The sequence below is a fragment of the Mangrovactinospora gilvigrisea genome (genome assembly GCF_001879105.1).
Taxonomy (GTDB): domain Bacteria; phylum Actinomycetota; class Actinomycetes; order Streptomycetales; family Streptomycetaceae; genus Mangrovactinospora; species Mangrovactinospora gilvigrisea.
The window spans coordinates 1-18,162 of record NZ_MLCF01000001.1 but is presented as its reverse complement, the minus strand read 5'-3'; the positions used below and the strand labels follow the sequence as shown (position 1 = coordinate 18,162).

Here is an 18,162-nt window from a genome sequence, read left to right as displayed (position 1 = left end):
GCCGGTCTTCGGCTCTCGCCGTCGCCGCGGCGAAACGCCCGGGCGGGCGACAGGCGGGGGCGGGTACTCGGGGAGCTGCGCGGGCGGGGGAGAATGGGGGGCATGGAGCAGCGGACACTTGGCAGGACCGGGCGGGCGGTTTCGGTGGTCGGGCAGGGGACCTGGCAGCTGGGGGCAGACTGGGGCGAGGTGGCGGAGCGGGACGGGCTGGCCGTGCTGGAGGCGGCCGTCGACGCCGGCGTCACGTTCCTCGACACCGCCGACGTCTACGGCGACGGCCGCAGCGAGCGGCTGATCGGGCGGTTCCTGCGGGAGCACCCCGGCGTCGGCGTCACCGTCGCCACCAAGATGGGCCGCCGCGCCCCGCTGGACCCCGCGGAGTACACCGCCGCCAACTTCCGCGCCTGGACGGACCGCTCCCGCGCCAACCTCGGCGTGGAGCGGCTGGATCTGGTGCAGCTGCACTGCCCGCCGACGCCCGTCTACTCCACCGACGCCGTCTACGACGCGCTGGACGCCCTCGTCGACGAGGGCCGCATCGCCGCCTACGGGGTGAGCGTGGAGACCTGCGACGAGGCGCTCGCCGCGATCGCCCGCCCCGGCACGGCGAGCGTGCAGATCATCCTCAACCCGTTCCGCCTCAAGCCGCTGGAGCGGGTGCTGCCGACCGCCGCCGAGGCCGGCGTCGGCATCATCGCCCGGGTGCCGCTCGCCAGCGGCCTGCTCTCCGGCCGCTACACCGCCGACACCGTCTTCGCCGCCGACGACCACCGCACCTACAACCGGCACGGCGAGGCCTTCGACCAGGGCGAGACGTTCTCCGGCGTCGACTACGCGACCGGCGTGCGCGCCGCCGCCGAGTTCGCGGCGCTCGCGCCCGAGGGCGCCACCCCCGCGCAGACCGCGCTGCGGTGGATCGTCCAGCAGCCCGGCGTCAGCACCGTCATCCCCGGCGCCCGCACCGCCGAGCAGGCCCGCGCCAATGCCGCGGCGGCCGCGCTGCCGCCGCTGTCCGACAAGACGCTCGCCGCGGTGCGCGAGCTGTACGACCGGGAGATCCGCGCCCTGGTCCACGACCGCTGGTGAGCGCCGCGGCGGCGGACGGGCCGCGGCTGTTCGCGGTGAGCGACCTGCATGCCGGGGTCGCCGACAACCGGGAGGTCGTCGACGGGCTGCGGCCCGAGACGCCGGACGACTGGCTGCTGATAGCCGGGGACGTCGCCGAGCGCACCCCGGCCGTCGAGGCGACCCTCGCGCTGCTCGCGACGCGGTTCGCGACGGTGGTGTGGGCGCCCGGCAACCACGAGCTGTGGACGCCCCCGAAGGACCCCGTCCAGCTGCGCGGCGAGGAGCGCTACCGCCATCTGGTGGACGTCTGCCGGGGGTTGGGCGTGCTCACCCCGGAGGACCCCTACCCGGTCTTCGCCGGCGCGGGCGGGCCGGTGCGCGTCGCCCCGCTCTTCCTCCTCTACGACTACAGCTGGCTGCCGCCGGGCTTCTCCGACGCGGCCGCGGCGCGACGGGCCGCACGCGAGGCCGGGGTGATGTTCACCGACGAGTTCCTGCTCGACCCGGCCCCGTACCCCAGCCGGGAGGCGTGGTGCGCGGCACGGGTCGCCGCCACCGAGCGGCGGCTGGCGGAGGCGGACGACCCGGCGGTGCCGCTGCTGCTGGTGAACCACTACCCGCTGGTGCGCGGTCCGGCGGACCGGATGTTCAGCCCCTACCTGGCGATGTGGTGCGGCACCGAGCGGACAGCCGACTGGCACCGCCGCTTCCACCTGGCGGGCGTGGTCTACGGGCATCTGCACATCCCGCGGCGCGAACTCGTCGACGGGGTGCCGTTCTGGGAGGTCTCGCTCGGCTACCCGCGCGAGTGGCGGCGCCGCGGCCATCCGCACGGGCTGCTCCGCGAGGTGCTGGCGGACGACCGACCGCTGGTGCCGGCGGCGTAGCGGCGAGGCGGTCCGGCGCGGCTGGCTGCACCGGGTGGCGACGGTGGTCTGCCGGGACGGCGAGGGCCGCGTCCTCGTCCACCGGCGGCCCGAGGACGTCCCGCGTTTCCCCGGCGGCCGCAACCGGCTGATCGGCGGGGCGGTGGCGCCGGGCGAGTCCTACGCCGACGCCGCGGCGCGGGAGCTGGCGGAGGAGACCGGGGTGCGGGCGCCGGTCCGGTTCGCGCTGAAGTTCCTCTGCCGCGGGGAGATCGCCCCGTACTGGCTCGCCGTTCACGAGGCTGTCGTCGACCCCGCCCGGGTGCGGCCGGATCCGGCGGAGGTGGCCCGGCACAGCTGGCCGCCCGGCAGTGACACCGCGTCAGGCGGCCGCGCGCGGGCGGCGGCCCAGCACCAGTCCGCCGAGGGCGAGCAGCAGGGAGAGGCCCGCCGCGATCAGGAAGACCCGGTCGTCGCCGGACGCCCGCGCGGCGTGCGCCGCCGAGCCGCCGTGCGCCGCCGCGGCCGCGGTGGTCAGCACGGCCAATCCGACGGCCCCGCCGACCTGCTGGGCGGTGGCCGCGATGCCGCCGACGACGCCCGCGTCGCCCTCCGGGGCGTCCGCCGTCGCCGAGGCCATCACGGTGGGGAAGACCAGCCCGATGCCGACGGCGACCAGCAGCGTCGGCCCCAGCACGTCCGCGGCGAAGCCGCTGCCCGCGCCGGCCCGGGAGAGCCAGCCGAACCCGGCGAGCAGCGCCGCGCCCCCGGCCACCACCAGGGTGCGCGCCCCCAGTCGCGGCAGCAGCCCCGCCGCGCCCCGCGCCACCAGCAGGAACATCACCGCCGTGGGCGTCTGCCCGAGGCCGGCGCGCAGCGCGCTCCAGCCGAGCACGTCCTGGAGGAAGAGCGAGGAGAAGTACCACATCGCGATGGCCACCCCGCCGAAGACCAGCAGCATGGCGCCGCCCACCGCCACCCCGCGGATCCGCAGCAGCCGCAGCGGCAGCAGCGGGCGGGACGCGAGCCGCGCCTCGACGGCGGCGAACCCGGCGAGCAGCACCGCCCCGGCGGCCAGCGGGCCGAGCGCCGCGGCGGACGTCCAGCCGGCCGAGGCGCTCTCCATCACGCCGTAGACCACCGCGGCGAGCGCCGCCGTGCCGGTGGCCGCGCCGGCCAGGTCGAGCCGCTCGCGGGCCGGGCCGTGCGCCCCGGCGAGCGTGGTGGCGGCGACGGCGATCAGCGCGGCGCCGATCGGCACGTTGACAAGGAACACCCAGCGCCAGGAGAGCCCGGTGGTCAGCGCGCCGCCGGCGAGCGCGCCGGCCATCCCGCCGATGCCGCCGGAGGCGGACCAGGCGCCGAACGCCCGGGCCCGCGCGCCCGGTTCGGTGAAGCGGGTGCCGAGCACGGCGAGCGTCGCCGGGGCGGTGAGCGCGGCGCCCGCGCCCTGCACGACGCGTGCGGCGACGAGCGTCCCCGGGGAGCCGGCGAGGCCGGCGGCGAGGCTCGCGGCGGAGAAGACGGCGAGCCCGGCGGTGAGCATCCGGCGCGGCCCGAGCAGGTCGGCGGCGCGGCCGCCGAGCAGCATCAGGCCGGCGAGGGTGAGCAGGTAGCCGTTGACTACCCAGGCGAGGCCGGCGGTGCTGAAGCCGAGGTCGCGGTCGATGGAGGGGAGCGCGACGTTCACGATCGACGAGTCCAGGATCACCATGAACTGGCAGGCGCACAGCAGCGCCAGGACCGTCGCGCCGGAGCGGGTGCGGGCGGTGCGGCCGGTGCGGCCGGTGCGTGCTGGGGGTCCGCTCCGGGTGCGCAGAGCTGGTTCGGGTGCCATGTCCGCCTCCTGCTAGAGTTGGTTATGCGGATAACGTTATGCGGATAACCAACCCTGTCAAGGGCCGAGGGAGGCTCCCGTGGACTTCGCACAGGCCGATGCCGTGAACCAGGCGATCCGGCTGCTGGCGCTGCGTCATCGCGCCCGGATCACCGCCCTGTTGGCCCCGCTCGGCCTCCATCCCGGACAGGAGGCGCTGCTGCTGGAGCTGGCCCGGACGGGTCCGATGATCCAGGCGAAGCTGAGCGGGGCGCTCGCCGTCGAGCCGCCGAGCGTCACCCTGATGACGCGGAAGCTGGAGGCGGCCGGGCACGTCCGGCGGGTGCCGGCGCCGGGGGACCGGCGGGCGAGCGTCGTGGAGCTCACCGAGGGCGGCGCGGCGCTGGTCGAGCGGGTGAAGGAGCTGTGGTGCGGGCTCGCCGAGGAGACCCTCGCCGGGGTGCCGGACGCGACCGCGGCGGAGCTGCCGGCGCTGCTGCGCACGCTCGCCGGCAACGTCGACGCGCGGCGCGGGCGGGAGGGGTGAGATGGGCGTCTGGGTGACCGTGCGGGGGTGGCTGGAGTGCGACCGCGTCCAACTGGACGCGATCGCCCGCCGGGTGGCGGGCGGACCGCCGCCGGCGTACTCGGGCGGGTGGACGTTCCCCGCGCGGCAGAGCGCGTGGAGCTGCGCGGCCTACTTCGGCGCGGACCTGCGGGCGCAGTGCGTCGGCGAGCTGCTCGCCGAGGTGCGGGCGCTGGCGCGGACGCCGGCCTCCGACGCGGACGGGGACCTGGTGAGGGGGCTGTTCACCGCCGTCCACGAGACCGACGGCGTGCAGGAGTGGCGGGTGCGGGACGGGGGCGTGGAGGTGCACGACGCGACGGACCGCTACGGCTACCTCAACGCGTAGGCGGCGTCCGGCGCGTGCGTCCTGTCGGCGTGAACCGACGCGTCTGCCCGCGGCGGGCCGTCAGGCGCTAGTGTCGCCCGGGTGACCATCGAGGACGCCATGGACGCCTACGAGCGCGCGACCTTCGGCGGCGAGGCCGCCGCCGTCGGGGAGGGCGAGCTGCTGCTGGACGCGGTGGACGCGCGGTCCGCGCTCGCCCGGGGCTGGCTGCGGCACGCCCGCTTCCTCGCCGAACGCCGGCCGGAGGAGGCCGAGCTGACGGCCTTTCGGCGCGCCGCCGAGCTCTTCGCCGCGCTCGGCGACGCCGCCGGCGAGGCGGAGGCGCGCTTCGGGATCGGCCTCTACCACCAGGTCGTCGCCGGCGACACCGCGGCCGCCGTGGCGGAGTTCGAGCGCTCCCGCGCGATGGCCGAGGAGGCGGGCGCCGGGCTGGTGCTCTCCTACGCGCTCCGCCACCTCGCCTTCGCGGACGCCGACGCGGGCCGCTTCGACGCCGCCCGCGAGGGCTTCGCCGCCTCCCTGAGCCTGCGTCAGCAGGCCGGGCATGCCCCGGCGACGGCCGCCGCGCACCTGGCGCTCGCCGAGCTGGCGCTGCGCACCGGCGACGCCGGGACGGCCGCGTCCGAGCTCGCCCAAGCTCGCGCCCTCGCCGCGGAGTGCGGCGCCCGCGGCGTGCTGGGCTGGTGCGACGCGGTCGAGAACGAACCGCGCTGACTACGCCTCGCCGAGCGGCGGGTAGGGCACCGGGCGGACGCCCGGGTAGGGCGGGGCGAACGCGCCCGGGCCGGTGCCGGGGCGGATGCGCTCGCGCTGGCCGGAGCCGGTGACCGGCAGCCGCGCGCCGTCGTGCTCCGGCTCGACGTAGCGGGCGAACCAGCGGTCCAGCTCGGCCGCCAGGTCCGCCGCCCGGCCGGCGTGTTCGTCCGAGCCGAAGAGGTTGCGCGTCTCGCCCGGGTCGCCGGCCAGGTCGTACAGCTCGTGCGGCCCGTGCGGATAGCGGTGGACGTACTTCCACTCCCGGGTGCGGATCATCCGCACCGGCCCGTACTCGTCGAAGACCACGACCCGCTCCCGCCCACCGTCCGCCGCGCCGTCCCCGCCCGCCAGGATGTCGGCGAAGGAGCGGCCCGGCAGCGACGGGTCGGCCGGGTGGTCCAGGCCGAGGTGCTCCACCAGCGTCGGGAAGAAGTCGTACGCCGACACCAGCGCGTCGCTGGTCCGCCCGCCCGGCACCCGCCCCGGCTGCGCCATGATCGCCGGGACGGTGACCGAGGTGTCGTACATGTTCTGCGGGAAGGTGCCGTTGCCCTTGCCCCAGATCCCGTGGTGGCCGCAGTTGAAGCCGTTGTCGCTGGTGAAGACGACCAGCGTGGACTCGGTCAGCCCGTGCCGCTCCAGCCTCCCCAGCAGCTGCCCGACGGCCTCGTCCACCGCGCTGATGGAGGCGTAGTAGCCGATCAGCGACTCCTGCGGATCGCCCGCCGCGGCCAGCGGCACCCCGCCGTCGTCGAGGTAGGACCAGGGATGCCACTCCTCCGGCTGCGGGCAGCCGGCCAGCTCCCGGCCGCGGTAGAGGTCGGTCCAGCGCTCGGGGTGCTGGCCGGCCCAGGGCGCGTGCGGGGCGGTGAAGTTGAGGCAGAGCGCGAACGGCTCCTCCGGCCCCTCCGGCGTCCGACCCGCCTCGGCGTCGACGAACGCGCAGGCGTCCTCGGCGAGCAGCTCGGTGAGGTGGCGCGGATCGTGCTCCAGCACGCCGTCCCGGAACATCGGGGCCCCGTAGTACGGGCCGCCGCCGCTCTCGTGGGCGTACCAGTGGACGAACCCGGGCCGCGGCACGTCGTTGGCGCCCAGGTGCCACTTCCCGGAGAGCCCCAGCCGGTAGCCGGCCCCGGCCAGCACCTCGGTGAACTGGGTGCGGCCGGCGAGGAAGTCCTGCCCGGTCTCGCCGGCGTGGTGGTAGGAGATCCAGTCGTGCACCCCGTGCTGGGACGGCAGTTGGCCGGTGAGCAGCGAGGCGCGGGCGGGGGAGCAGACCGGTGAGGTGCAGAAGAACTTGGTGAAGCGGACGCCGCGCTCGGCGAGTCCGTCCAGGTGCGGGGTGCGCAGGTCGGGGTCGCCGGCGCAGCCGAGCGCCCAGGCGCCCTGGTCGTCGGTGAGCACGAGCACGAGGTTGGGGCGGGACGGATCGGTGCTGGCCATGACGGGCGGGACCTCCGGACGTCGGATGTTTGTCGCCTCTGTATAGCCGCCGCCGGGCATCCGGGACCAGCCGGGGCCAGCCGGGCCGACTCCTTGGCCGACTCCCGGTCCGGTCCCCGGGCCGACTCCCGGGCCGGTTCCGGACCGCGGCCGGTACCGGCCCGCTTCCGCGCTCCCGCTGGCCCCAACTGGCCTGAGAGGGTGCGGAGATCCCCCGCACTCACGAGGAGCACACCACGCTCATGAGACTCCGATCCCCGGGCATACGCCCCGTCGGGCTGGTCGCCGCGCTGGCCACCGCGGCCGCGGTGCTCGCCGCGCCCGCCGCCGTCGCCGACTCCGGCCAGGCCGCTTCCGGCCAGAGCGGCGGCCACGGCCACGCGGTGCGGCTGACCGCCTCCGCCCTGCACAAGCTGAGTGCCCGCTACACCCCGCGCAGCGACGGCACGCCCGGCCTGGTGGCCGAGGCGCGCGGCGACAGCAGCAAGGCGGTGTCCAGCAGCGGCACCGGCGGCACCGGCGGCTCCGCCGCGAGCGGAACGTCCAAGGCCGCCACCCCGGACGCCTCCGGCACCAAGGGCTTCACCGAGAAGGGCAGTTGGGAGACCCCGCGCGGCGCGGCCTCCACCCTCGCCCTCGGCGGCACCCGCGACTGGGTCGGCATCTTCAGCGGCGGGGCGATCACCCGCTACGACGCCGACGGCAACCCCGTCTGGCAGACCACCAGCCACCAGCTCTACACGGACTGGCAGGTGACCGGCAAGGTCGCCTACCTGTCCCAGGAGTTCAGCCCGGTCCTCTACCAGGGCTACGACCCCTACCAGCCGAGCACCATCGGCACCCACCCCTACGCCCAGCTGGACGTCAACCACGACGGCACCGACGACATCGCCGTCGCCTACAGCGTCGGCGACTCCCCGCCGCGCCCGTTCACCTCGCCCGGCTCCGACCTGCAGTCCGGCACCTTCGTCTCCGTCCTGGACGGCAAGACCGGCGCGATGCTGTGGCACAAGCTGCTGCCCGGCAACGTCGGCTCGCTCACCGCGCAGGACGGCCGGCTGGTCGTCGCCGACGCCACCGGCCCGTCCTGGGACGTCAACCCGGTGGCGACGCAGGGCGACAGCCGTTCCTCGCTGATCTCCTACTCCTTCTCCGCGGCCGCGCACGGCGCCGTCACGGGCAGGACCGCCTGGAGCTATTCCACCAAGGCCCCCTGGGCGCTGTGGTCCGACATCGAGCCGATGGGCGGCGGGCGGATCGCCGCCGGCTGGACCGACACCCCGATGGGCCTCGGCAACCCGCGGCCCGCCGACGGCCATGTCCTGGTCCTCGACAACCGCACCGGCAAGCTGATCGACGACACCAAAACGCCCGGCTTCCCGCGGATCCTGCACAAGGACCCCGCCTCGGACCGCGTCCTGGTCGCCGAGCAGAACGACCCGCTGGACGCCGTCCGCTGGGACCTCACCTCGATCGACCCCGGCAACGGCAAGCGCTCGGTGATCGCCTCCCGGAACGGCACCATCCCCGAGGCGTTCCTCGTCAACTCCGGCGCCAAGGGCGACCAGGCCCGCTACGCCGTCGCCGAACTCGGCATCAACGCCGACCTCAGCGACGGCCAGAGCGACATCGCCGGCCTGGACGCGAGCGGCCGCACGCTGTGGACGCACACCACGGCCAGCACCGTCGGCGGCGCCAACGCCCCGACGCTCTCGCTGACCCTGAGCGGCACCGACAAGGTCTACGCCGCCGTCGCCGACCCCGCCCAGGAGTCGCGCACCGACGCCGAGGCGCCCGACCACAGCCAGCTGCTGGCCTACGCCACCGACGGCGGGACGCAGCTGTGGAGCAAGGCCGGCGCCGTCGTCGGCGACCAGATCACGCCCTATGACGGCGGGTTGCTGACGGTCGGCTACGACCAGACCGCCTACCGGTTCGACCCCGGGCGCGGCACCGCCGCCGTCCTCCCGCTGCTCGGCGACGTCTACGGCGCCACCGCCGCGGACGTCAACGGCGACGGGGTGAAGGACCTGGTGGTGGGCGGCCAGAGCCGGGGCGTCTTCGCCCTGGACGGCCGCACCCTGACCAAGCCCCAGCCGAAGGTGCTGTGGCGGCGCACCGTCAGCGCCGCCGTCCGCGACCTGACGCTCGCCCCGGTGGCCGACCGCCACGGCCGCACCGCGCAGCGGCTGGTCGCCGCGACCTCGCACGGCTTCGCCGTCCTCGAGCCGCGCAACGGCACGCTCGACGCGGACGTGAACACCGGCACCTTCCAGTACAAGGCCGTCGTCACCGACGGGCATGTGCTGGCCTCCGGCACGGAGCTGGCCGCGTACCGCGCGGACGGCAGCAAGGCGTGGAGCTACCGCCCGTCCGGCACCACCGGCAAGACCGTCGCCTACTCGACGCCGGCCACCGCCGACGGCCGCGTCTACCTGGAGTACGGCGGCTACCGCACGGGCTTCAGCGGCACCTCCGACCCGGCGCCGACCGCGGTCGCGCTGAACGCCTCCGACGGCTCCCAGGTCTGGACCGAGCAGCCGACCGGCGCCACCGCGGCCTGGATCGAGCCGCAGGCCGGCGCCTTCGCCAGCCCCTTCATCCCGGGCGCCGGCGGTCACGGCGTCGCCTTCGCCTTCGGCGGCGACAAGCCGGCCACCGGCGCCCACCTGGTGCAGACCGTGGACGGGACCACCGGCACGGTGCTCAGCTCGGACAACTCCACCGGCTCGCCCACCTTCCGGGGCTTCGCGGCCTCCAAGAAGTACGGTCTCGTGGAGTTCGGCGACTCCCTGCTGACGGTGCATCCGGCCGACGGCGGCGCGCTGTATCGCGTCCACACCCTGGCCGAGCCGCAGCAGGCGGTCTTCGCCACGGCCACCGACGGCTCGGAGACCTTCGTGGCCGCGGCCGGCGGGGTGCTGCGCTGGACGCAGCCGTTCCCGGACGACGGCAAGTACGACAGCTCGGCCGGACAGGTGTTCGCGCTCTTCGCCGGCAAGATCGTCCCCGCCGACCTGTTCGGGGGCACGGCCACCGACCTGATCGCGGTGCAGTTCGACTGGGCCGCCTACAACCTCAACGAGAACACCGGCGGCTACGGCTGGGACTCGTTGGCCCTCGACTCCTACCAGCACGGCATCACGGTCGAGGAGGCCACCGGCAACACCGCGGCGCAGTCCGCGCAGTCCGCCAAGCAGGCCCAGACGGCGACGTCCGGCACCACGGACGCCGCCGCGCAGCCGGTGACGACCCACCCGCTGCCGATCGGCAACGCCATCGCGCCGATGCACATCACCAGGAAGGAAGCCGTCAAGGCCGGGACGAGCACCGACGCCGAGACCACCGTCGGCTACACGCCCCAGCAGATCCGCACCCGCCTCGGCCTCACCGGCGACGGCTCCGGCCAGACCGTGGCCATCACCGCCGCCTACGACTACGCGAACGCCGAGTCGGACCTGAACCACTTCGCCGACCACTTCGGCCTGCCGCAGACCTGCGACAGCGTCGCCAAGGGCACCGACTGCTTCGACTTCCAGCAGGTCTATGCCTCCGGCAGCAAGCCCGAGGCCGACGCCGGCTGGTCGGAGGAGGCCGCCCTGGACATCGAGTGGGTCCACTCCACCGCGCCCAAGGCGAAGATCGTCCTGGTGGAGGCCGCCGACGCCTCCGCCGCCGCGCTCTACAAGGCGATCGACGTCGCCGACACCTACCACCCGGCCGCCGTCAACAACAGCTGGGGCATGGGCGAGTTCTCCGAGGAGTCCTTCTACGACGACCACTGCAAGCTGACCGACTCGGTGTGCACCGAATCCACGGGTGACGCCGGCTGGCCGGCGAACTACTCCTCCACCAACCCGTATGTGCTCTCGGTCGGCGGCACCCACCTGGTGCTGGACGCCGACGGCAACACCCAGAGCGAGAGCGCGTGGAGCGCGACCGGCGGCGGCCTGAGCTTCTTCGAGAAGCGGCCCGCCTACCAGGACGGCGTGCAGTCCTCGGCGTTCCGGGCCGCCCCGGACGTCAGCTTCGACGCCGACCCGCGCACCGGTGTCGCCGTCTACACCACGGCCGGCGGTTCGCCGCAGTGGCTGGAGGTGGGCGGCACCAGCCTCTCCTCGCCGATCTGGGCGGGCATCCTGTCCACCGCCGACCAGCTGCGAAGCGCGGGCGGCAAGGCGCCGCTGGCCGTCGCCGGCACCGGCGGCGACACCCTGCACAAGGCCGTCTACGGCCTGGGGGGCGCGCTGAGCGACGTCACCTCCGGCTCCAACGGGGCGTGCGGCGCCGAGTGCACCGCCGGCCCGGGCTACGACACCGTCACCGGCCTGGGCTCCCCGTTGGCGGGGGTGGACAAGGCGCTCGCCGCCAAGGAGTGACCGGGCGTCAGCCAGGGCACTGCGCCTGAACCGGGGTCCGCTCCCAGCTTCCGGGGAGCGGGCCCCGTCGCGTGCCCGGGGGCGTGCCCCGGACGGGCGCCGCCCAATGGTGGCGGCGGGTTCCGGCGGGGACGGTGGGGAGGTGCGTCCACCGTCCGGGGGCGCCCGAACGACGGTTACCGAGGGAGCGCTGAATGTCCATCAGCACCGGTCCGAGGCCTGCCGAGCCGAGCATCGCCGAGGGCAACAAGAACGTCCTCGGCGCCTACCCCTTCGACGACACCCGGGACGCCGACGACGCGAGCCGCGGCTTCATCGCCGCCGCCGAGGAGTCGGCCATCGCCTCCGAGGACGGCGCCCGCACCGTCTGGGACACCGACGCCTACGCCTTCCTCGCCGAGGAGTGCCCCGACACCGCCAACCCCAGCCTGTGGCGGCAGGGCGGGCTGGTCGCCAAGCACGGCCTCTTCGAGGTCGTCGAGGGCATCTACCAGGTGCGCGGCTTCGACCTCTCCAACGTCACCTTCGTGGAGGGGGAGCGCGGCGTCTTCGTCATCGACCCGCTGATCTCGGCGGAGACCGCGGCCGCCGCGCTGGCGCTGTACCGCCGCCACCGGGGGGAGCGGCCGGTCACCGGCGTCCTCTACACCCACAGCCATGTCGACCACTTCGGCGGCGTGCGGGGCGTGGTGACGGAGGAGGAGGTCGCCGGCGGGGTGCCGATCCTCGCCCCGGCCGGCCTGCTGGGGCACGCGGTCGCCGAGAACGTCTACGCCGGCACGGCGATGGCGCGGCGCGCCGCCTACATGTACGGGGCGGCGCTGCCCAAGGGCGGCCAGGGCCAGATCGGCGCGGGGCTGGGCCAGACCACCTCCACCGGCGCCGTCGGCCTCATCCCGCCGACCGTGGACGTCACCGAGACCGGGCAGACCGAGACCGTCGACGGCATCCGGATGGTCTTCCAGCTCACCCCCGGCACCGAGGCGCCGGCCGAGCTGAACATCCACTTCCCCGACCACGGCGCGCTGTGCATGGCCGAGAACGCCACCCACAACCTGCACAACCTGCTGACGCTGCGCGGCGCGGTGGTGCGCGACCCGCATGTGTGGGCGGGCTACCTCACCGAGGCGGTGATGCTCTTCGGGGACGCCACGGACGTCGCCTTCGCCTCCCACCACTGGCCGGTGTGGGGCCGCGAGCGGGTCGCCGGGTTCCTGATGCAGCAGCGCGACCTGTACGGCTATCTGCACGACCAGACGCTGCGGATGCTCAACCAGGGGATGACGGGGCCGGAGATCGCCGAGGCGATCCAGATGCCGCCGGCGCTGGAGAAGGCGTGGCACACGCACGGCTACTACGGGTCCGTCAGCCACAACACCAAGGCGATCTACCAGCGCTATCTGGGGTGGTTCGACGGCAACCCGGCGCATCTGTGGCAGCACCCGCCGGTCGAGGCGGGCCGGCGGTACGTGGAGTTCATGGGCGGCGCCGATCAGGTGCTGCGGCGGGCCCGGGAATCCTTCGAGGCGGGCGACTTCCGCTGGGTGGCGGAGGTCGTCAACCACGTCGTCTTCGCCGACCCCTCCAACGCCGAGGCCAAGGCGCTGCAGGCGGACGCGCTGGAGCAGCTCGGCTACGGCAGCGAGAACGGCACCTGGCGCAACTTCTACCTGATGGGCGCCTACGAGCTGCGCAACGGCGGGGTGGGGACGCCGACGTCCACCTCTCCGCCGGACATGCTCGCCGCGCTGACGCTGGACCAGCTCTTCGACGCGGTCGCCATCCGGGTGGACGGGCCGCGGGCCTGGGACGCGGACATCGCGGTGCGCTGGAACATCAACGGCGCCGATCCGGTGAGCATGCGGCTGCGCAACGGCGTGCTCACCCATGTCGCCGGCGCCACCCCGGCGGCGGCCGGCACCCCGGACGTGGAGGTGACGCTGGACGAGGCGGACCTGCGCGCGGTGCTGCTGGGCGCGGTGACGCCGGCGGACCTGGCGGGGCGGGTGACGGTGTCGGGCGACTCGGCGAAGCTCGCCGAGCTCTTCGGCTACCTGGACGCGCCCGACCCGGACTTCGCCATCGTCACGCCCTGACGGAGCGGCGGGCGCGCCGCGCCAGCCGGCCGGGCCGCCTGGAGCGGAACACCACCCGGCCGTGGGCCTTCTGGCCGACCAGCCGGACGCGCAGGGTGACCGGGGTCCCGGGATCGTCCGGGGCCCGCCGGTCGTCGAGCTTGCAGTGCACCAGCTGGAGCTCGTCGGTGTCGACGGCCATGCCCGGCCCGGTGATCAGCGTCAGGGTCTTGCCGGCCATCTTGACGTCCAGCTCCAGGACGTCGTTCGTGATCACCGCTTCGGTGAGGTCGAGGGTGACGGCGCACCAGGCGATCTCCAGCTCCATCCGCCGCGGCAGCACCCAGCGGCCCGTCCGCTCGATCCGGCCGCTGTGGGCCTGCTGGATGCGGACGGTGTCCTTGGCCTCGACCGCGCCCGCGGCGGCCGGCAGATCGGCGGTGAGCGGCGCCAACTCGCCGCGGGTGCGGGCCTTGAGGGCGGCCTCGACGCGCTCGTCCAGCTCCTCCGCGCCGATCAGGCCGTCGCCGGCGGCGACCCGGAGCCGCTCCACCACCTGGTCGCGGTCGGCGTGCGAGGCCCGCAGCTCGGCGCCGGAGTCCTTCCCGGTGGGCGAGATCTCTGCCGACATGGTTCCGTCCCGACGTCGTCCGTGGCTGGCTCCTGGCAAGGAGAAGGCTAACGCGGCGTCGGGGGCCCGCCTATCGGATGAACGTACCGCCGTCCCCGCATGCGACGGCCCCGTCCCGGTAACCCAGTAGAGCGGCATTCCCGCCTGCCGAGCATTCGAGCTCTCCGGGCGAGAGGGACGCGGACTTCGGAGGAGACATGGCCGATCACTGGGTGCGGGGCGCGGGGCGCGCCGCGGGGGCGCTGCTGCTGGCCGGGGCGGTCGTCGCGGCGGCGGGGGGCTGCTCCAGCAGCGACGCCGGCAAGGCCTCGTCGGCGGCGAGCAAGGCCGCCTCCGCGGCCGCCTCGGCGGGCGCGGGCGTGCTGGCCTCGGCGTCGGCGAAGGCCAAGGAGCAGCTGGACAAGGCGAAGGACGGGGTGAACGCCAAGGACCAGGTGAAGCTCGGCGCCGTCGCCATCGGCGGCGACGGCCGGGCGACGGCGAAGGTCTCGGCCACCAACACCGCGGACGCGGCCAAGTCCTTCGCCGTGCAGGTGAACTTCACCGACAAGGACGGCAACGTCCTGGACACCGTCGCGGTGACGCTCTCCGACGTCGCCGCCAAGAAGACCGGCGACGCCACCGCCCGCAGCAACCGCAAGCTCACCGGCAGCGTGCACGCGGCGGTCGCCCGGGCGCTGCGCTACTGACGCCCCGCAGTGGTGACGGCCGCTCAGGCGGCCGCGCGCCGCTGCGGCCCGCGGCTGCCGGCGCTGTAGGAGCCGAGGTCGACAACGAGGCCGAGGATCACGAAGACCCAGCCCCAGGAGCCGACGCCGAGGACGGGGGAGTAGACCCAGACGTACATCAGGGTCGTCATGGGCAGGAAGATGATGCCCAGCAGGGGAACGATCAGGGAGTGGTGGAAGGCGATCGCGACCCGGTTGGTGAGCAGCCAGGTCAGCAGGAGCGCCAGTCGCGGGGAGAGTCCCGCGATGAGGGCGACGATGCATCCGCAGCCCATGGCTGCCTCCGCTCGGGTCGGTCGGGTTGGTCGGGTCGGGTCGGATCAGGCGAGGATCTTGTCCTTGGCCTTCTGGAACTCCTCCTCGGACAGGGCCCCGGAGGAGCGCAGGTCGGCGAGGCGGGAGAGCTCGTCGGCGTGCGAGCCGGAGCCGCCGGAGCCGGAGCCGGAGGTCGAGCCGTCGGCGTCGGGGGAGGCGGCCGCGTCGCGGACGTACTTCTTGAAGGCGTCGTCCATCTTCTGCTGCTGCTGGACGTCCCGCTCGTGCATGGTGCGGCCGCGGGCGATCAGGTAGGCCAGCACGCCGATGAAGGGCAGCAGGATGACCAGCACCGTCCAGCCGGCCTTGCCCCAGCCGCCGAGGTCCTCGCTGCGGAAGATGTCGGAGATGATCCGGATCAGCAGGAAGAGCCACAGGATCCAGATGAAGAGCTCGGCCATGGTCCAGAAGATGTTGAGCAGCGGATAGTTCGACATCGGGCCCTCCTTGAGCGCCTTCCGGACGGAAGGCTTCAGCCCGATCAAAACAGACAAATCCGACTTATGCCACTCGGCTGACGCTCCGTCGGCGGATCCCGTCCGCCGGCCTATCGGGCCGTCAGGCCCTCGGCCCGGGCCAGGCGTCGTGCGCCGGGGCGGGGTCCGGGCCGTCCGGCGGCCCGCCGTCCTCGGCGCGGCCGCGGAAGAAGCCGGCCAGCACGCCCGCGACGATGCCCAGCGTCGCCACGCCGTCGATCATGATGCAGACGCCGGCCCAGCGGCCCGCCGCCGTCCTCGGGGTGATGTCGCCGTACCCGGTTCCGGTGAAGGTGACGACGCCCCACCACAGGGCGTCCCCCACCGTCCGGAAGCCGGCGTTGTGCGGATGCTCCGCGAAGTAGGCGGCGAAGGAGGCGGCGCCGACCAGCGCCATCGCGAAGAGCGTGGTGGTCCCCAGCCGTTCGGTGAGCTGCCGCCCGCGGCGCGAGACGGTCGCCAGCCGGGCGAGCAGCAGCAGCCGGACGCCGACCACGTAGGCGCCCGCGCCGAGCCCCGGCAGCAGGTACCACGGGGCGCTCACCGCGGTCGCGGCCACCGCCAGGCGGCCCAGCCCGGTGCGCAGATAGCCCGGGGCCAGCCGCAGATGGACGATCAGGTCGGCGGCGAGCACCGTCCAGGCCGCGAGGTCGACGACCGCGGAGAAGACTCCCGTGTGCGCCGGCGCGACGATCACCGAGGCGAGCACCGCCACGGTCAGCGGCAGCCGGGTGCGCGCCTCGTAGCGGCGCAGCGCCGCCGTTCCGCCGAAGGGATGCGCGGCGCCGGGCGGCAGGTCGCGCGCCGCCGTCACGACGCGGTGGCCGCCGCGGGCCGCGGGGGCGTGTCCCGCGGGCGGTCGTCGAGGAACTCCACGACGGTGAGGAGGAAGAGCACCACCAGCACGATGCCGACCACCACCCAGCCCGTCGGGTAGGGCCACAGCACCAGCACCAGCGCGCCGCCGGCCGGCACGATCCACATCAGCCAGCGCTTCCAGCGGTGCACGAAGGCGCCCACCGGGCCCAGCCTCATCCCCATGTTCCCGGCCGCGGCGCGGGTGGCGTCGATGCCGCTCGACCACAGCCCGCGGGCCTGCCCGGCCCGCCTGCCGGGCCCGCTGATCCAGGTGCCCAGCGCCACCGCCGCGAAGAGCACCGCCACCGTGCGGACCGCGGTGCGAAGGAAGTGCACCAGCTGGTCGTAGACGGCGCCCGCGGCGGCCGACGAGACGCCGGCCGGGAGCTTGTCGAGGTAGATGGAGCGGCCGATGAGCAGCCCCAGGCCGAGCAGCAGCGCGCCCGCGGCGATCAGGATCGCGGCGGTGACCGCGGTGCGCCGCCGGCGCCGGGAGAGCCAGACGGCGACCGCGGCCAGCACCAGCACGACGACGGCCAGCCAGGTGCCGAGGATCTGCAGGATGCGGTTGTAGGTGCGGGCCTTGGCCAGGCTCTTGCCGTCGGCGACCGCGATCTGGGTGTGCGGGGTGGGGATCTTGGCGGCGATCGTCATCCCGGAGGAGACCAGGCGCTGCTTCACCTGGTCGATCACCGGGCCGACGTCGATGACGACCTGGTTGTCCGCCAGCTGCACCGCCCCGCCGCCGGAGCCGGTGAGCGCCTTGTCCAGCGCGGCGTGCGCGCGCCGGTTGGCGTTCCGCCAGAACGTCTGGAACCAGGAGCTGGCCACCACGGCGGCGGTCTGGTTCTCCACGAAGCTCTTGACCGCGCTGTTGATCGGGCCCTCCAGCCGTCCCAGGGCCGCCTCCAGCCGCGGCCGGTCGGCCGGCGCCACCTGCTGGAGCAGGGTGTTGACGTCCAACCGGTCGGTGACCGCGGTCGCCGCCCGCGCCGAGACGGCGGCCTGGACGTCGGAGTCGGCGGCGAGCGGGCCCATGGTGGCCACGAAGCGGTCGGTGTCGCCGATGAAGGCCGAGCTCCAGGAGGCGACCACGGCCAGCGGGGTGAGCACGAAGACCAGCACCATCAGCACCGCGACCAGTACCGAGCGCCAGCGCCGGCGCGGCCGGGACAGCTCGGCCACCCGTGCGCGCAGCCGCGCGATCTCGGCGGCCTGGGAGTCGTCGGTCGTCATGTGTCGCTCCGATCAGCGTGCGGATCCGGGTGATTCCGGGTCAGGAAGCGGTGCAGCGGCGGCTCCTGGGCCAGCACCGCGCCGATGGTGAGGGCGAAGACGATCGCCGCGCAGCAGACGATCAGCCAGGAGAGCAGGGTGAGCACCAGCCCCAGGGACCCGTACTCGGTGAGCGCCCGGTTGAGCGCGGTGGGGACGTAGAGGGTCGCGGTCAGGCCGAGGGCGGAGGTGGCGACCGCCGCCAGCACCGCCCCCGGCAGCAGCTCCAGCCAGCCCACCCGGCCGACCAGCAGCAGATGCTGGGTCCACAGCCACACCCCGACGCCGACCAGGAAGCTCAGCGGGACGCCCAGCCACAGCCCGAGCCCGAAGCCGTCGTGCACCGGGCCGAGGAGGAAGACCACCAGCAGGATCGCCAGCAGCCAGGCGACCCACCGCCAGGCGGCGATGGTGGTCTTGGCCTTGGGCAGCTTCCAGGCGCGCTGGCAGACCCGGGCCATCGAGCGGCTGCAGCTGGTCGCCGAGGCGAGCGCCATCAGCAGCCCGATGATCCCGGTGGTCTCGCGCAGGCTTTTGCCGGTGGAGCTGCCGAGCACCGACT

General features: G+C 74.6%; 16 protein-coding genes and 1 pseudogene. 9 read left to right on the top strand and 8 right to left on the bottom strand.

Features of this window, described 5'->3' with window-relative positions; translation table 11 throughout:
* Window positions 1-102: 102 nt before the first annotated feature.
* From BIV57_RS00085 to BIV57_RS23245, 3 genes and pseudogenes are all read left to right on the top strand, one after another.
* The gene (locus BIV57_RS00085; RefSeq protein WP_419185671.1) at window positions 103-1,086 is read left to right on the top strand and encodes an aldo/keto reductase; all 984 of its coding nucleotides are present in this window, start codon (window positions 103-105) and stop codon (window positions 1,084-1,086) included.
* Window positions 1,083-1,955, top strand: coding sequence for a metallophosphoesterase family protein (locus BIV57_RS00080; RefSeq protein ID WP_071654482.1), 873 nt, complete (start codon window positions 1,083-1,085; stop codon window positions 1,953-1,955). The genes BIV57_RS00085 and BIV57_RS00080 overlap by 4 nt, the downstream gene beginning before the upstream one ends.
* 4 nt (window positions 1,956-1,959) lie before the next feature.
* Window positions 1,960-2,295 (top strand): annotated as a pseudogene (locus BIV57_RS23245) (NUDIX domain-containing protein); the annotation flags it as partial.
* 21 nt (window positions 2,296-2,316) lie between these two features.
* Here the strand turns inward: BIV57_RS23245 and BIV57_RS00070 are convergent.
* The gene (locus BIV57_RS00070; protein WP_079169865.1) at window positions 2,317-3,771 is read right to left on the bottom strand and encodes an MFS transporter; all 1,455 of its coding nucleotides are present in this window, start codon (window positions 3,769-3,771) and stop codon (window positions 2,317-2,319) included.
* Between the two features lie 79 nt (window positions 3,772-3,850).
* On the opposite strand from BIV57_RS00070, the gene BIV57_RS00065 reads away from it, so the two are divergent.
* The 3 genes from BIV57_RS00065 (at window position 3,851) to BIV57_RS00055 (ending at window position 5,378) form a co-directional block, all read left to right on the top strand.
* Window positions 3,851-4,297, top strand: a complete 447-nt coding sequence (locus BIV57_RS00065; protein ID WP_071654481.1) for a MarR family winged helix-turn-helix transcriptional regulator — start codon at window positions 3,851-3,853, stop codon at window positions 4,295-4,297.
* 1 nt (window position 4,298) lies between these two features.
* Entirely contained in the window at window positions 4,299-4,664 is a 366-nt protein-coding gene (locus BIV57_RS00060) for a hypothetical protein (RefSeq protein ID WP_071654480.1), read from the top strand.
* Between the two features lie 81 nt (window positions 4,665-4,745).
* Window positions 4,746-5,378, top strand: coding sequence for a hypothetical protein (locus BIV57_RS00055; RefSeq protein WP_079169864.1), 633 nt, complete (start codon window positions 4,746-4,748; stop codon window positions 5,376-5,378).
* Here the strand turns inward: BIV57_RS00055 and BIV57_RS00050 are convergent, their stop codons facing one another.
* Window positions 5,379-6,863, bottom strand: coding sequence for a sulfatase family protein (locus BIV57_RS00050; RefSeq protein ID WP_071654479.1), 1,485 nt, complete (start codon window positions 6,861-6,863; stop codon window positions 5,379-5,381).
* A gap of 242 nt (window positions 6,864-7,105) precedes the next feature.
* Between BIV57_RS00050 and BIV57_RS00045 the strand changes: the two genes are divergently transcribed.
* Both BIV57_RS00045 and BIV57_RS00040 read left to right on the top strand, forming a co-directional pair.
* Window positions 7,106-11,242, top strand: a complete 4,137-nt coding sequence (locus BIV57_RS00045) for a hypothetical protein (RefSeq protein ID WP_071654478.1) — start codon at window positions 7,106-7,108, stop codon at window positions 11,240-11,242.
* Window positions 11,243-11,436: 194 nt separating this feature from the next.
* Window positions 11,437-13,338, top strand: coding sequence for an alkyl/aryl-sulfatase (locus tag BIV57_RS00040; RefSeq protein WP_071654477.1), 1,902 nt, complete (start codon window positions 11,437-11,439; stop codon window positions 13,336-13,338).
* Here BIV57_RS00040 and BIV57_RS00035 read toward each other — a convergent pair.
* The gene (locus BIV57_RS00035) at window positions 13,328-13,948 is read right to left on the bottom strand and encodes a DUF1707 SHOCT-like domain-containing protein (RefSeq protein WP_071654476.1); all 621 of its coding nucleotides are present in this window, start codon (window positions 13,946-13,948) and stop codon (window positions 13,328-13,330) included. The two genes, BIV57_RS00040 and BIV57_RS00035, sit on opposite strands and share 11 nt — an antisense overlap.
* Before the next feature lie 197 nt (window positions 13,949-14,145).
* Between BIV57_RS00035 and BIV57_RS00030 the strand changes: the two genes are divergently transcribed.
* Window positions 14,146-14,637, top strand: a complete 492-nt coding sequence (locus BIV57_RS00030) for a hypothetical protein (RefSeq protein ID WP_071654475.1) — start codon at window positions 14,146-14,148, stop codon at window positions 14,635-14,637.
* A gap of 23 nt (window positions 14,638-14,660) precedes the next feature.
* On the opposite strand, the gene BIV57_RS00025 is transcribed toward BIV57_RS00030, so the two are convergent.
* From BIV57_RS00025 to BIV57_RS00005, 5 genes are all read right to left on the bottom strand, one after another.
* Window positions 14,661-14,951, bottom strand: coding sequence for a hypothetical protein (locus BIV57_RS00025; RefSeq protein WP_071654474.1), 291 nt, complete (start codon window positions 14,949-14,951; stop codon window positions 14,661-14,663).
* Window positions 14,952-14,996: 45 nt separating this feature from the next.
* Window positions 14,997-15,428 carry an SHOCT domain-containing protein gene (locus tag BIV57_RS00020; RefSeq protein ID WP_071654484.1) on the bottom strand — a complete coding sequence of 144 codons (432 nt, stop codon included), beginning with the start codon at window positions 15,426-15,428 and terminating at the stop codon, window positions 14,997-14,999.
* A gap of 121 nt (window positions 15,429-15,549) precedes the next feature.
* Window positions 15,550-16,281, bottom strand: coding sequence for a potassium channel family protein (locus tag BIV57_RS00015; RefSeq protein ID WP_071654473.1), 732 nt, complete (start codon window positions 16,279-16,281; stop codon window positions 15,550-15,552).
* The gene (locus BIV57_RS00010) at window positions 16,278-17,561 is read right to left on the bottom strand and encodes a hypothetical protein (protein ID WP_071654472.1); all 1,284 of its coding nucleotides are present in this window, start codon (window positions 17,559-17,561) and stop codon (window positions 16,278-16,280) included. The genes BIV57_RS00015 and BIV57_RS00010 overlap by 4 nt, the downstream gene beginning before the upstream one ends.
* Window positions 17,558-18,162: ribonuclease BN (locus BIV57_RS00005; RefSeq protein ID WP_071654471.1), on the bottom strand; the 605-nt coding region annotated here is incomplete at its 5' end. The genes BIV57_RS00010 and BIV57_RS00005, both read right to left, overlap by 4 nt.